The organism is Paenibacillus sp. Leaf72 (assembly GCF_001422685.1).
Classification (GTDB): domain Bacteria; phylum Bacillota; class Bacilli; order Paenibacillales; family Paenibacillaceae; genus Pristimantibacillus.
Genome location: NZ_LMLV01000034.1, coordinates 392,580 through 407,434 on the forward strand (window position 1 = coordinate 392,580; position 14,855 = coordinate 407,434).

Genomic DNA, 14,855 nt, shown 5'->3' on the forward strand with positions numbered 1-14,855 from the left:
CATCCTGTTGCGTTATATTAGCCTCTTCCCTTAATCTTCAAAAGGATATTTAAGCCCCCATTGACGCCGCAATTCATCGCACTGCTTCATAATGGACAGGCTTTGTTCCCATGTCATAATGGGCGACTGCTTCAGATTTCCCCTTATGCATGCATTCACATGCGCAATCTCATATTGAAAGCCATCATCTTGAATGCCTTCGACACTTTGAGGCGCTGTTTCTTCATAGGTTGTAATATTGCCATCCTTCATCACATGGATTAAAGTAGGCTTCCAAAAGGACGGCACTTCAATATAGCCCCCAGTACCATAGATCATGGCAGTATCGACCATATCCGTTCTCACGCCACTGCTCATGACGACAAGCTCGCCTTTATCATATTTGGCAATATAGCTTGCTTGCTCGTCAACCTGTATATGGTATTCATCAGAATCAATAGTAGCGAATCCTGTAAGGGCAACGGGATTTTTCCCTAATACGGCTTCGGCAAAATGAAGATTATAAATACCTGTATCCAGCAAGCCGCCACCAGCAAGCTCCGGATTCATCCATCGTTGATCACGGAATTCGCCAGGCATTCTAAAAGAAAAAGCAATATTCATCGCTCTAACTTCACCGATGCCCTCATCATTTAATAATGACCTTATTTTGTTCATCATCGGAAAAAATCTTGTCCACATGCCCTCCATGAAAAATACATTATTTTTCTTGGCACATTCTAATACTTCAGTTAATTCACCTGCATTGACACATGCCGGCTTTTCTACCAATACTGATTTTCCGTGCTCCATCGCCATGATCGCCATTTTTTTATGTGCGGGATGCGGGACGGGAATATAGACAACATCAATATCCGGTCTTTTTAGCAAAGCATCATACTCTAGCGCTAAGGGAATATCGTGCTTTCGAGCCATCTTCTGCGCACTTTCTATTGTTCTCGACGATACAGCCACAATTTCCACATCATTCAGCTGTTTGGCACCACAAATCCATCTGTCAACAATACTTCCTGACCCTAATAAACCCCATCTTATTTTTCTTTCCATTGTTATTCTCCTCCTTTTCGCTTCGCCCGACCTGATCGCTCAATCCTTGTATTCGCTTTCATTCTATCTTTTAGTTTACATGGTGGAACGACGAATTCCGATTGTCCAAACCGAGGTGTTTTTACCCAAAACCGGGCTACCCCCCCGTTCGATCGCGATATTCCTGAGGAGTCATGTTCGAAAACGTCCTGAACAGCTTAATGAAATGCGGCACGGCCTGATACCCAATGATTCGGGCGATTTCATAAATTTTCTTGTCGCTGCTGCGCAGCAAATACGCGGCCAATTCCATCCGGTATCGCAAAATATATTCGCTCAAATTGTTTCCTGTTTCTGCCCGGTACGCTCTCGACAAATAGGCGGGATGAAGACCGATTTGCGCCGCAAGCGTCTGCAGCGATAAATTGTCGTTCATGTTTTGCTCGATGAATTTATGGACTTTGTCCACTAATCCGGTCTGCTTGACGCATGAATCTTCCAATTGTTCTTTAAGGCAGCGGAATATGAAAAATGCCCACTTCTCCAACTGCTTAAGAGAAGGAGCAGTTGGCATGAGACCGAAGGAGGATGCCCCGAACTCGCTTAGCAGCTTTCCTTTCTTGTGCGCCATATACTGGTAGGCGTTAGCAATGGCGAAATACGCTTCATTGGCATACTCGGGGGGATAATCTACGCTTTTCAGTTCCTTGAATATTTCGATTAGCTTTTCCTCCGCATGCAGCCAGTTCCCCGTATCGAGCAAATGAATGAGGAGAGGAGGGCGATATAGCGATGTCAGCGTTCCAATTCGAACCTGATCGAGTAGGCCCGTGATCCGCAAAAATAGGCTTTGCCGCCCTTCTTCTATCCGCCTCATGCCATCAATTACGGAGCGGTACAGGCCGGGAAGGCCTTCGGGAAAAGATACCCCGTTCACGGCTAGCGCGATGGACACATGGCCATTCAAGAGGGACTCCGCCTTTTTCTTCAGCGCAGCCACCCGGACGTCCATCGTAATCCGATCGATTGTCATAGCTTGTTGAGCCTGCCCGTTCGCACTGGCTTCCCCTTTGGCCGAAACGACAAAGACGAGATATTCATTATGATCACGGCAGAACCACAAGTGAAAGACGTCCCTAAACAATTCTTCCGCCATATTCGTGACCGCATATTCAATAAGCCCTCTATCCATGCTTTCATATTCTTGCAGCCTGCCCTCCAGCCTTACGATGAACAAGCCTACTTCCTGACCCAAGGTGAAAGGCAAGTCCAATAGGAAAAGCTTTCGTTCCAGTTCCGCGAACGGGATGCCGTTATCGTGCAGCAAACGATTCAACAGCTCGTTGCGCAACGTAGGCAAATTTTCTCTGAAGGCGTATACGTCGCGCTGCTGCTGCTGTTGCTGCCTCATCTCGCCGGTAATTTCTTCGGATAATTTGCCCAGCATCTCCCGAAGCTGTTCGGGATTTACCGGCTTCATTAAGTAGCCAGACGTATTATACGGTACAACACCTTGCGCATATTCGAAATCGGCATACCCCGAAATAACGATAATTTTGACTTTGCGTCCCATTTTACGTATTTCTCGAATGAATTCAATTCCGTTCATCTCAGGCATCCGTATATCCGTAATGATGATATGTATGTTTTGTTCCCGATAAAGCTTTAAAGCCTCCTCACCCGTATGGGCTTTATGAATATGCCTGATTCTAAGTTCATCCTTTGGAATGGTAGCGGCTATGCTGTCAACCTGGGAGGGAATATCGTCTACGATCAGCACTTCAAATATCGGAATCGCCTCCGTTCTTAATCATCAATCCCACGCGAAGCCCACCTAAAGAGGAATGGTCGATCAAAAGCCCCGAGGATTGTCCGAAGTAATGCCTTAGACGTTGATGAACGTTCCTTAGCCCAAGGCTGTGATCCGCGCTTGATTTCAACTGCAAGGAATGCCTTAAAGCATTTAATTCAGCTTGCTGCATTCCGACGCCGTTGTCTTCTACGATGAGTTCCCAGCCTTCCTCGGTCTGTTTGCCGGTTATGACGATTTCAAATTTCCCCTTCTTGCCTTCCATTCCATGCACGATCGCATTTTCGACAAGCGGCTGAAACAGCAAGCGGGGCATAAGCAAAGAAAACATGCCTAATTCGATCTGTTCATGAAATTCCAGGCGCTCGGACTGCATCCGGTGGATTTCCAAGTAATTGCGAATCAATTCCATCTCTTCGGCCAAAGAAGTCAATTGCTGCTCCGTCCTGGTCGTATAACGGTAATACTGGCTCAAGTGCTGGGTGAAGGCGACAATCGCTTTCGTCCGTTCAAGCTGAGCCATGCTTTGGATATATGCGAAGTTGTTATACAAAAAATGCGGATTGATTTGCGCCTGTAAATGCTTAAGGGACGACTCTTTGGCCTGAAGCTGTTCCGTGTACACTTTATCGATTAGCGTCTGAATATCGTGGGACATCAGGTTAAACTGCTCGATCAAATAATAAAACTCATTGTTCGATATATGCTTGACCCGATGACCGTATTCGCCCCGCCGGAGCGACTTCACTGCCCGAATTAAATCATAGATCGGCTTCTGCACGTTGCGGTACAAAAGCGCTGCGGCGGCAACACCAAGAACCAGCAAAAGCAAGCCTGCGGCATAAAACATTTTCTTGCTATGATCAATGGGCTCCAGCACTTTTTGCATCGGTTGGAAATCGATTAAATACCATCCCAACGAGGCGGATGCCACATAATTGACAAGATACGGTTCATTGCGAAAAGTCAATTTGACCGACCCTTCGGTCGGGTTCTGTGCTTTGATTTTATCAAATTGCTTGGCCATGGCATTGATCAGATCGGGCTCCGACTCCCGCGGCATAATCGGCTCGAAGCCCGGACAATAGAGAAACGGCTCTCCGACGCTGCCTTGCTTAAAACGATCCAGCATTTTGACTAGATTTTCCGACGAGAACGAGACTTCGACATACAAATTCGGATTTTCTGGCTTGGCGTTCGATTCGAAAGGAGTTATTAAATCCCGCACAAATGCGTTTTCCGGTCCACGCTCCGTAACAATCATGCGATAATCCCAGCGCTGCTGGCTCGAATTTCTGAAGTAATCCGCATCGTGCTGCTGCAAATAATTCGTAGAAACCATTACGTCCGAAACCGGGGAATATACGGTGAAATCATTTACCCATTGGAAAGTGGTAGACTGCATATCCAGCTTCTGCAGCAGAAGCGTCTTCGATGCCAGCATGGAATAGGAAGGTTCGGAAGAAGAACGCAGCTGCAGCTGCAGCGCATCCGGGTCGGATGCAACGACGAAGGCCGCTCTCCATAAACGGTCTGCTTCAACGTCCATCTGCTCCACAAAAAAACGAATCCGATTCATGTTGACTTGAAGCAGCTCCTGCTCAACAACGCCGGTACTAATCTTATTCGACGAATTATACATCATAACGACAGGGATGAGCATGAGAACGATCACGATCATGACTTTCGTGAATATATTCATTCTGCCTCCCATAACGCTTCTGCTGTATAACATAGGTCTCCTCCAATTCAGTTGCATCTTCTCGGCCTGCTAGAATTACCCTAGGATTTCACCGAGCCAAGCACAATTCCTTTAACAAAATACTTTTGCAAAAATGGATACACGAGTAAAATCGGCAACGCGCCGATAAAAATTTGTGCTGTTTTAACCGTACGGTTGGAGAAATTGGCTATACTTTCCGATGTTACACCAATCCGTGACATATTGTCACTAACAATCATGGAATGCAAATAAGTGGCGAGCGGATACCCATCCGGATTGGTCATATAGATTACGCCGTCAAACCATGAATTCCAATGAGATACCATTGAAAATAAAGATAATGTCGCAATGGACGGCATCGATACGGGCAAATAAACGCTCCAAAGCACTCTCAAATGACCAGCTCCATCGATATGGGCAGCCTCTTCCAGCTCCTGAGGAATCGTCCGGAAGAAATTGAGCATCAAAATCATATTCCACACGCTGACAGCCGAAGGCAAGATCAACGCCCAAATGGTATCGATCAGATGCAGCTTGCTGACCAATATATACGAGGGAATCAGACCACCCGAGAACAGCATCGTGAACACGAAAATCCAGATGTAAATTTGACGCCCCGGGAATTTGTAGCTGGATTTCGATAAGCTGTAGGAAGCCATCGTGACCACAACCATTGAAAGGATCGTGCCTAACACGGTCCGCTCTACGCCAATCCACATGGCTTTAAGAAATTTCCCGTTGGCTAGCGTTTTGACATAGGCGTCAGTCGTAAAGCCGACCGGCCAAAAATTGACGATATTCGCTGTTGCCGCAGCCCGTGAGCTGAAGGATACCGCAAGCACATGGACAAGAGGAAGAATGCAAATGAGCGCCAGCAGGCAAAGAAAGACGGTGTTCAGTATCGTAAATACGGTGTAGCCTCTAGAGCGGTAGTGCATGGTCGACCTCCTCAAGCGTAAACGGCTGAAGCYGTCCTTTGGCGGCAAAGCAACCGTTTCGCGATGAAATATAAGTCTATTTATAAGTGTGAAGCTTATAAATTCTTATATTTCAAGCGTAAACGGCTGAAGCCGTCCTTTGGCGGCAAAGCAACCGTTTCGCGATGAAATATAAGTCTATTTATAAGTGTGAAGCTTATAAATTCTTATATTTTAAAAAATCCGGTAGTTAGCTAGTTTATATGCCAATCTGTAGCTGATGACGATTAAAATGAAGCCGATTAAAGACTTGAATAGTCCAACCGCCGTTCCGAAGCTGAATTGTCCGTTGTTCAGTCCTTCCCGGTATACGAATGTATCAATGATATCTCCGTGCGAATACACGAGCGGATTGTACAAGTTCAAAATTTGATCGAAGCCGGCATCCAAAATCCGGCCGAGCGATAGCGTCGCTACCACGATTACGATTGGCAAAATGAGCGGAATGGATATGGATTTGACTTGCTGCCAACGGGTAGCCCCGTCGATTTCGGCCGCTTCGTATAAAGCCGGATTGATGCCTATTAGGGTAGCTAAGAAAATAATGGCAGAGAAACCAAATTCCTTCCACACGTCGCTAAGGATGACCGTAAACCGGAACCATGGGCCGTTGCCTAAGAAAAAGATGCTGTCTATGCCGAACGAATTAAGGACGCGATTGACGATTCCGCCCTCCGTCGATAAAATATCGAGCATAATGCCACCCAAGATGACCCATGACAAAAAGTGCGGCAAATACACAAGCGTCTGCACGACTCTCTTAAAAAAAATCTTCCTGACTTCATTGAGCAGCAGAGCGAATACAATGGGAATGAATAAATTCATAATTACCTTAAATGCGGCGATAATTAACGTATTCCATATGACCTGCTTGCCGTCCGGATACGTGAACAGATACCGGAAATGATCCAAGCCCACCCAAGTCGACCCCTTGATGCCAAGCCATGGTTGATAATCTTGGAAGGCAATGACAACTCCAAACAACGGGATATATTGAAACACGATGCATAATATTAAGGCCGGCAACAATAGCATGTGGAACGGCCATGTTTTTCTCCAGTACATTGCCACTTCGTACCCATCCTTTCATCGGAAAAACGGAAAGGAGACCGGCAGCAAATGCTGCCCTCTCCTCCGTCCTCCATTCCTGTTGTCAGCGCGCGTTACTGGTTTTCCGCATACCACGCGTTAACTTCATCCGTAATTTTCTGGCCGCCATTATCCAGCCATTCTTTGACGAATTCATCGAAATATTCGATCGGTTGATCGCCATAAATAATTTTGAGGTAGCTTTCAGTAGCAAGCTTCTTCAGCAATTCGCCTTTGGATTTCATCGTTGGCGTCATTGGGCCGGTAAAATAGTTTTTCCCCTCCGTGATGCCTTGGTTAATACGGACGCCCTGACCATCGATTTGTTTCTTCTTCATTTGTTTAACGTCAAATTCTTTGGAGCTTACGGGCTCAGCGTTAGGGTCGGCCAAAAACTTCTTGACTGGAGCCTCGTTGGAGTAAGGAATCGTCACGCTTGAGCCGAGAATATTCGTCATCATGAATCTCATATCCATACTTCTTCCGTCTTTAAGCGGCCATTGGTCTGCCGGAACGCCCGCTGCTTCGTAATCGCCCTTGATGAGCTTGCCGTTGTATTTCACATAATCGTATCCTTCATAGTAACCGTCTTTCCAACGTGGATCGAAGAACGGATCGCCTTCTTGCTCCAATTGCTTCGCGAACATTTTGTTGAAATAAGCGAACCATACTTCGATATCCTTGAAGTCTTTATTAAATACGGTGAAGCCCGAAACCAACATTTTCTCCGCACGACCTACCAAGCCATCCGGACCAGCTGGAAGCGGATATGGCTCAAAGTCGGCTTTTGGATCGTTCTTGGTCGCGTCGCTCAGCGGCCAGTCACCCATCCAGGCCGGACCGAACATAATGCCGGCTTTGCCGCTGGCAACCAATTCGGAGGATTTTGACGGATCCTTGATTCCAGCTTCTTTGTCCATATAACCTTTGCTCATCCAATCTTTCATCGTCTGCAAATACAATTTGGCGTCTGGATTAATCGCGCCATAGGTCAGCTTGCCATCTTCCCCCTTGTTCCAGAAACTGCGGATGTCAGAGGTATTGATCATTTGGGTGGTAAGGGCTGCAACAATGGCGTCCGTCTGCCCCATCCAAGTCCACGGTCCTTCTTTAAGCGGAACGGCCAGACCGATCGTATCGTTCTTTCCGTTTTTATCGGGGTCATTTTCCGTAAATTGCTTGAGCACGTTTTCGAACTCGGCCAGCGTCTTAGGCGGCTGAAGACCTAGATTATCAAGCCAGTCTTTGCGAATCCACATAACGGTGCCTTCATCACCCATGAAGAAGGATGGCAAACCATAAATTTTGCCGTCTTTTTTGACTTCACCTAGTGTGTATCCATAATTTTTCAATAATTCCTTATAGCCTGGATGCGCATATTTCTCTATAGCTTCGTCCAGAGACATTAGTTTATTAGCTGCAAGCAAGCTTTGAAGCGGCTCCCCCTGGGCTCTGAAAGCATCAGGAAGCTTGGCGCCACTGGAAAGCAGGAGGCGAAGCTTCGTATCGTAATCTTCCGGTTTCGTTACAATAAAATCGAATTTCACGTTGATGCCCATATTTTCTTTCATCCAGCGAAGATTCATGTTGTCTTCCATCGACTCGCCAGGCTTGAACGCATTGCCCCTCGAAGCGCCATCATCGACAATGGCAGTCGTAATCGTAACCGGTGGGTCAAACTTCTGTTCCCACGTACCCGCCCCAGCCGAAGCGCTTTCAGCTGTGCTTGCCGGGCTGCCAGACGGCTCTTGATTATTATTGCTCGAACATGCGGCTAAAGTCGGCAATACTCCGATCGCAATAGAAAGCGCTAACAACTTTGCAAACTTAACATAATGACCCATGTTTTACCCCATTTCTATATATTGATGGTACATAGGAGCTGCGAGGAGTTTAGCTGTCCTTTATTTCGTCGCAGTCTCATAGCTAATTATAGGGTCATAGTGCAGCTGTTTATATATTCCGTTTTTAACATCATATCAAAAATCGTACATTCGGCTTTCCGCTTAGACTTTCTTTGATGGAATCTAAACAGGCAACTACTATAGTTCAAACAAAAGCTCAACCTATTCTATATATAACTAATAGGTTGAGCCTTTTGATTGATTAGATTCTTTATACTTGAGCATGCATGGCTGGATGAAATCCCATTCTGTACTGTTTTATGGTCCATGATGATCGCCTGGAAGATGAGGCGTTTCGGATTATATTTGTCCCGCCAATGGGAATCCGGCTATTCATCTGCCCATATTAAGATTATTAGATAAAAATAGCATATGTACAAAAAACTAGACATATTGTAAAAATTTACTTATATTGTGATAGGGGGTATTCCAGGCTTCTGTTAGATGCATCTGTCGATTTAATCTATCTATGAATCTGGTGCGGTTATCAACAGAATACTCCTCACACCATTGAAGAGGGGGCGATCTTCATGAATCTATAATGGAAACAATTCTATCATTTCCAAAAAAATATGAAGGAGGAATATTTATGAAAAATAATCTCAAATTCCTGTTCACATCCGTTTTTTCTTTGATTTGTGTTTTGTGCATTCATACGAGCGTTTTCGCCGCACCAGCATACAATGGGGTTGTCGAAATGGAGCAACCGTCAGGCGAGTCGTTTCAAGCTACGATGCATGGAGATGAATGGTTCCATTGGGCAAGTACAAACGATGGCGACGTACTTATACAAGATCAGCAGGGGTATTGGAATTACGCTGAACTTACATCAAACGACCTGAAATCGACGGGAGAAAAATATAAAATTGACAAGAAGCCTGCAAAAGCGGTAGATGAGAACCATTTAACCACATGGGTAAACAAATACAATCCTCAAGCTCAGAAAAAACAGGAGCTGATAAATGAGCTGCAAAAGGAATCCTCATCTTCTCTTGAACGTTCAGAATCGAAAGAGTTTACGGGATCACTACAAAATATTGATGGAACTGTCACTTCAGTTTCAGGAACCAAAAAATTACTAGTTTTGTTAATTGAGTTTACAAATATTGATATCGCATATAGCGACAACGATTGGAGCAACAAATTCTTTTCAGCAAATCAAAAGTCAATTAAAGATTACTATAATGAAGTGAGTAATGGAAAAGTGCAGCTCACTCCAGCGTCCGAATTATATGGCACGCAAAATGATGGGGTAGTAAAGGTAAAACTAGACTACGATCATCCGGATACATCGGGAAAAAGCATGGGAACAGTTATAACAGATGCAATGACTAAAGCTGATCTTGCGGTGAATTATGCTAGTTTCGATACCAATAATGATCAGGTCATCGATTCTAAAGATGGTTTCTACATTGTAACTATTCTTGCTGGTAATGAAGAGGCTAGTGGTGGTCCAGCACCAAATGTTTGGGCACATCAGTCGTTTGCTCCCGACACCAATCACGATGGTGTTACAGTATCAGGTATGTATACGGCACAGGGCGAAAAACAATATGGTCATATGGCAACGATTGGTCTCCTTGCTCATGAATTAGGCCATTCCTTTGGTCTTCCAGATCTCTATGGTTCTAATAATCATGTAGGTGAGCTAAGTATAATGGCTAATGGATCCTGGAATAGTCTTCAAGGAGAAGATTATGGAGCTACACCCACTCATATGGATGCCTGGTCAAAAGTAAAATTAGGATTTGTAACACCTGTTGTAGTAAATACAACAAACAATGTTACTCTGCATAGCATCCTTAATAACTATAATGTTATAAAGATTCCTTTAGCGGATAATTCTTATTTTTTAGTTGAGAATCGCCAAAAAGTTGGATATGATGCAAGCTTGCCAACCGTTTCTGGCGGCATCGCGATTTGGCATATTGATGAATCCATGAATAATATCCAAAATGATCCTCACCCTTTCATCGATATTGAGCAATCCGTCAGCGAATACCAGGACTCGTTCTATTATACGAATAATAATCATGCTGCTTCCTTCGGTCCAGGCACCAATCCAAACAGTAATACCTACACTGGAAATAATTCAGGAGTTACAATTACGACGACAAGTACAAGTAATTCCGCTATGAATACGACAGTAACAGTAGGAGGAGCCAATCTGATTCCGCAAACGAATTGGACGCTAAAATATGTAGACAGCGATGAATTGTACAATGAAGCCCTGAAAGCCTTTGATGGAAGCAACAGCACGTTATGGCACACGAAATGGTCCCCAGTAGCTCCAATGCCGCACGAGATTCAAATTGATCTGGGTGCATCCTATACTCTCTCCAAATTCAGCTATCTGCCAAGACAAGATGGCCAAGTGAACGGAACGATCAAGGACTATGAGTTCTACGTCAGCACTGATGGGGTAAACTGGGGAACATCTGTAGCCTCAGGTGCCTTTACAAATGATACCACTTTGAAAGAAGTCAGCTTTGCAGCCAAGACAGGTCGATATATTAGACTGCGTGCCTTAAGTGAGGTAAACAATAACCCATGGACAAGTGTGGCTGAACTTAATGTATTTGGAGTGACGCAATAATATATTTGTGAGGGCAGCTATTGAAATGATTGTACGCTAATGCTACTACAAAAGGTTATCATCTGCTGAGAGGTTCGTTCAGCATTTGATAACCTTTTTAAAAACAGCATATATCGAAAGGAACCCGTCTACTCAAATCCTGTTTCTTACACCTTAATGTGATTTTTGAGTTTCTTCCGCCACCTTATGGCACAGTAGAGATTTTCTTTCTTTAGCCAGTTGAGCTGCCAAGCGTACAAAGAGGCCAACCTATTATACAAAACTAATAGGTTGGCCTCTTTGATTTAATAGATTTTTCAGGCTCTCGTTTACCAACCGAACCGCTTCCATTTTTGGCTCCAGAGACTGCCGGAAGTTCCGCCCTTATCGGCAAAAAAATACCATGTGGCGGCCTTTATGTGATTTCTCCAGAACCTTCCCCCCTTATAGAAATTGTTCGGGCTGCACGCATTAAAATGGTTTAATCATTTGTTGGGCGTTGCTGAATCAAAGTGTGAAGTTCTTTTTGAAATTCGTCTGCCAGACAGGCCGTTTGAATGATTTCATTAAAAGTCAGCAAAGCTCTTTGGAGTTTAGACTCGCCAAGCTCTGTTAAACAAGTATAAACGCCTCTTCGATCATCTTCACAAACATGACGTTGTAAAGCGCCGCAATTTTTGGCTTCCATTCTAACTACCAATCTGGATATGGCACTTTGACTCAAACCGACCATGTCTTGCAATTGCTGCAATCTCAGCTGTTTATCGCTTGTTTGAGACAGAAAATACAGGACATAAAATTCCTTTAAGGACAAGCTGTATTTCTCCTCTAAAGCACTCTCCAGCTTATTATTAATCTTTGCCTGAATGTCACTAAAACTCAGCCAATTATCTAAAAGTTTGTTATCGGTGTTGGTATTCATCAAGTTTTCACCTGTTCTATTTCATAGTATTTAGTCCATAGGCCGATCAACTTGAACATTTGTTCAGCGGCATATCGTTATTATAACCTTAACCTTGTATCCGTACCAGAGCCTTCATTTTATAGCTTTATATGCTGGGGATATAAGTTGTCACTATGCATTTTACTATTTATAGAGGGTGGGAAATGACAAACCGATAACGCACATTGTACGTTCAAGCTAGAGCTGTCGTCATTTTTCTTCTATTCGTTCAGCTCTTAGAATCCAGAAGAATACTGTTTAGGGATATCGGTTTCTTTGCTCAGCTTTGATGCGGCTTCCAATGCCCAATAAGGGTTTCTCAGCATTCCTCTGCCAACGGCAACTAAATCAGCATCTTCATTGCCAATGACGGCGTTAGCCAACGTTGGATCATCGAGTCTTCCTACAGCGATCACTGGAATATCAAGAGCTTGTTTAATATCTCTAGCCAATGGCACTTGATAAGCAGCATGAGTTCCCGGTCTGCCCCATGCAGCAATTGGCCCCTCACCACCGGATGAAATATCAAACATGTCCACCCCTGCTTTTTGATATTCCTTGGCAAACGCAATGCTTTCCTGAATACCGTATCCGCCCTCCACGTATTCCTTGGCTGAAATACGCATTATGAGCGGCATATCTTCTGGCATCTCGGCCTTCGCCGCCTGAATAATTTCCCGACCAAAGCGGTTAAGGTCTTTGCCATATTCATCATCCCGTTTGTTCGTAAGTGGCGAGTGGAACTGATGAATCAAATAGCCATGTGCCCCATGAAGCTCAATCGTATCGAAACCCGCCTTCACCGCGCGAGCAACAGCAGCCCGGAATTTCTCTACCAATCCTTTAACCTCTTCGGTTGCAAGCGCGCGCGGCTGTTTTGAATTTTCATCAAACGCAATCGCAGATGGCGCCACAGGAACTTCGGCATCTTCTGCCTTGCGTCCAGCGTGGGCAATCTGAATCCCGACTTTGGCACCGTAACTATGGCATGCATCTACGATTCGTTTCAGCGCCGGAATCTGCTCGTCAGACCATAACCCTAGATCAAAATCGGAAATACGCCCATCCGGCTCTACATCCGTCATTTCAAGCATAATAAAACCAGCTCCGCCTACTGCACGGCTAACATAGTGCATGTAATGCCAATCTGTAGCGATACCATCTTTTTTACCAACCGAGTACTGACACATTGGCGGCATTACGATGCGATTTTTCAATTCCAAACCTTTAAATGTATACGGACTAAATAAATCTTTCATGAGAAAGACTCCTCTCTTTATTTAACTACATAGAGAAATTCAAATCCGCGCTTTCGCAAAATTCGCGCAGCTTTTTTTGATTTAAATGCCCTAGTAGACAATATGATGACATTATCCTCACGGATAAGATGCTTTTTCCATACGTAAGGAAGGCGGCCTAGCGAGATATTGATCGTCCCAGCTGTAGGATCAGCTAAATACTCGAGAGAATCTCGGATATCAATTACTTTATATTCACGAAATTCATCCCGCCGTTTCATAAAATCTTGATAATCGATATGTTTAAGGTTTGGCAAGGGCCATAACTGACGTATAACAACGAACATTGCGATTATAACGGCTAAAAAAATCAACCAGAACATTCCGAAGCCCTCTCTCATTTCATTCGGATTTATACTGCAGCTGCTTTTTAGACTTTTTTCAATGCATCGGCAATTAAATCGTCACCAGCAATTAAGTCAAACCCACGCTTGTAGGTATGCTTCTCATCCAATGCGGCCAAAATAGCATGAGCTACATCTTCACGAGGAATACTGCCAGAAGTGATATTCTCAGCAGCAAATACTTTTCCTGTACCCGGTTCATTCAAAAGAATGCCTGGCCGTATAATCGTGTATGTCAACTTGCTGCTTTCCAGCAGTCTGTCTGCATAATGCTTTGCTGCGTAATACGGAACAATCTCAGTGTGCCAGTTCTCACGGTTATTCGCCTGAATGGCACTGATCATAATAAATCTGCCAATGCCTGCTTTTTCAGCCGCTTCAATCGTTTTCACAGCACCATCTAAGTCAATCAACAGTGTTTTATCATGACCTGTTTTGCCTCCTGAGCCCGCGGTAAACACAATGGCGTCACAGCCCTCAGCGGCTGCGGCAATGGAATCGACCGTTCCTTCCAAATCTGCAAGCACCGTTTCGACGCCCTGCTTCTCATAGGCATCGGCTTGTTCTTTTTTTCGCACCATCGCCCGGACGGTGTGCTCTTGGCTTGCTCTCAACAGTTGAATAAGGCGCTGTCCAATTTGTCCATTCGATCCGACTACTAACACCTTCATATTCAAACCCTCCTCGTTATGAAATATTGCCAGTCTATTGCGATAGCCCTACGGATACCAGCAATGCTTGAGTATTGTGGGTAAAGGACGCTTTTGTGCGCAAACGATCTATGATCAGATAACAACATGATCCGTACGCCAAACCGAATAAAAGCATGCGCATGCATTTAATTTAGCGTAAAAAACAAATGATGTCAAGTCGTGTATACCATCAATATAATCAGTCATTAATTGAAAATAAGCTTCATCATTTCCTCTTTATTTCCTCGTTCCTTTGATATTTGCTTGGCCTTGGACTTTTTACCTCTCGATTTTAGTTGTCTTGTATCCAGTCTCACGAATTTCTAAATTCACACTAAGATCACGTAGCGCCTGCTAACTAAAAATAACCAAATTTTAATCCTTTTCAGGTACATAAAAAAACAAGACGCTAAACAATCGCGTCTTGTTTTTTTATCTTAGAAGTCATTTAAAGCTACTAGCTTCACTAAATGA

General features: G+C 44.3%; 11 protein-coding genes. 1 reads left to right on the forward strand and 10 read right to left on the reverse strand.

Annotation, left to right across the window (positions count from 1 at the left end):
- Positions 1–30: 30 nt before the first annotated feature.
- The 6 genes from ASF12_RS31010 to ASF12_RS31035 all read right to left on the reverse strand — a co-directional run bounded on the left by ASF12_RS31010 (position 31) and on the right by ASF12_RS31035 (position 8,469).
- Entirely contained in the window at positions 31–1,047 is a 1,017-nt protein-coding gene (locus tag ASF12_RS31010; protein WP_056042854.1) for a Gfo/Idh/MocA family protein, read from the reverse strand.
- Between the two features lie 136 nt (positions 1,048–1,183).
- Complete coding sequence (locus ASF12_RS31015; RefSeq protein ID WP_056042856.1) at positions 1,184–2,806, reverse strand: response regulator transcription factor; 1,623 nt, start codon at positions 2,804–2,806, stop codon at positions 1,184–1,186.
- Between the two features lies 1 nt (position 2,807).
- Entirely contained in the window at positions 2,808–4,538 is a 1,731-nt protein-coding gene (locus tag ASF12_RS31020) for a sensor histidine kinase (RefSeq protein WP_162241952.1), read from the reverse strand.
- 80 nt (positions 4,539–4,618) lie between these two features.
- On the reverse strand, positions 4,619–5,497 hold the full coding sequence (locus ASF12_RS31025) for a carbohydrate ABC transporter permease (RefSeq protein ID WP_056042861.1): 879 nt from the start codon (positions 5,495–5,497) through the stop codon (positions 4,619–4,621).
- A gap of 213 nt (positions 5,498–5,710) precedes the next feature.
- Complete coding sequence (locus ASF12_RS31030; protein ID WP_056043031.1) at positions 5,711–6,601, reverse strand: ABC transporter permease; 891 nt, start codon at positions 6,599–6,601, stop codon at positions 5,711–5,713.
- Positions 6,602–6,699: 98 nt separating this feature from the next.
- Positions 6,700–8,469 (reverse strand): extracellular solute-binding protein, encoded by a 1,770-nt coding sequence (locus ASF12_RS31035; RefSeq protein ID WP_056042862.1) that lies wholly within the window; start codon positions 8,467–8,469, stop codon positions 6,700–6,702.
- A 649-nt stretch (positions 8,470–9,118) separates the two neighbouring features.
- Between ASF12_RS31035 and ASF12_RS31040 the strand changes: the two genes are divergently transcribed.
- A complete protein-coding gene (locus ASF12_RS31040; protein ID WP_056042864.1) occupies positions 9,119–11,125 on the forward strand; it encodes a M6 family metalloprotease domain-containing protein in 2,007 nt (668 codons plus the stop codon).
- Positions 11,126–11,585: 460 nt separating this feature from the next.
- Here the strand turns inward: ASF12_RS31040 and ASF12_RS31045 are convergent, their stop codons facing one another.
- The 4 genes from ASF12_RS31045 to ASF12_RS31060 all read right to left on the reverse strand — a co-directional run bounded on the left by ASF12_RS31045 (position 11,586) and on the right by ASF12_RS31060 (position 14,360).
- Positions 11,586–12,026 (reverse strand): MarR family winged helix-turn-helix transcriptional regulator, encoded by a 441-nt coding sequence (locus tag ASF12_RS31045; RefSeq protein WP_056042866.1) that lies wholly within the window; start codon positions 12,024–12,026, stop codon positions 11,586–11,588.
- Positions 12,027–12,283: 257 nt separating this feature from the next.
- A complete protein-coding gene (locus tag ASF12_RS31050; protein WP_056042868.1) occupies positions 12,284–13,306 on the reverse strand; it encodes an NADH:flavin oxidoreductase/NADH oxidase in 1,023 nt (340 codons plus the stop codon).
- Positions 13,307–13,323: 17 nt separating this feature from the next.
- Positions 13,324–13,668: a rhodanese-like domain-containing protein gene (locus ASF12_RS31055; protein ID WP_081419144.1), complete on the reverse strand. Its 345-nt coding sequence runs from the start codon at positions 13,666–13,668 to the stop codon at positions 13,324–13,326.
- 47 nt (positions 13,669–13,715) lie between these two features.
- Entirely contained in the window at positions 13,716–14,360 is a 645-nt protein-coding gene (locus tag ASF12_RS31060) for an SDR family oxidoreductase (protein WP_056042870.1), read from the reverse strand.
- Positions 14,361–14,855: the final 495 nt, after the last annotated feature.

What these genes read in the sequence shown, in the direction of transcription:
- ASF12_RS31010 (WP_056042854.1), bottom strand. Translation starts at nt 1,047, where the DNA reads ATGGAAAGAAAAATAAGATGGGGTTTATTAGGGTCAGGAAGTATTGTT.
- ASF12_RS31020 (WP_162241952.1), bottom strand. Translation starts at nt 4,538, where the DNA reads ATGAATATATTCACGAAAGTCATGATCGTGATCGTTCTCATGCTCATC.
- ASF12_RS31025 (WP_056042861.1), bottom strand. Translation starts at nt 5,497, where the DNA reads ATGCACTACCGCTCTAGAGGCTACACCGTATTTACGATACTGAACACC.
- ASF12_RS31030 (WP_056043031.1), bottom strand. Translation starts at nt 6,601, where the DNA reads ATGTACTGGAGAAAAACATGGCCGTTCCACATGCTATTGTTGCCGGCC.
- ASF12_RS31035 (WP_056042862.1), bottom strand. Translation starts at nt 8,469, where the DNA reads ATGGGTCATTATGTTAAGTTTGCAAAGTTGTTAGCGCTTTCTATTGCG.
- ASF12_RS31040 (WP_056042864.1), top strand. Translation starts at nt 9,119, where the DNA reads ATGAAAAATAATCTCAAATTCCTGTTCACATCCGTTTTTTCTTTGATT.
- ASF12_RS31045 (WP_056042866.1), bottom strand. Translation starts at nt 12,026, where the DNA reads ATGAATACCAACACCGATAACAAACTTTTAGATAATTGGCTGAGTTTT.
- ASF12_RS31050 (WP_056042868.1), bottom strand. Translation starts at nt 13,306, where the DNA reads ATGAAAGATTTATTTAGTCCGTATACATTTAAAGGTTTGGAATTGAAA.
- ASF12_RS31055 (WP_081419144.1), bottom strand. Translation starts at nt 13,668, where the DNA reads ATGTTCTGGTTGATTTTTTTAGCCGTTATAATCGCAATGTTCGTTGTT.
- ASF12_RS31060 (WP_056042870.1), bottom strand. Translation starts at nt 14,360, where the DNA reads ATGAAGGTGTTAGTAGTCGGATCGAATGGACAAATTGGACAGCGCCTT.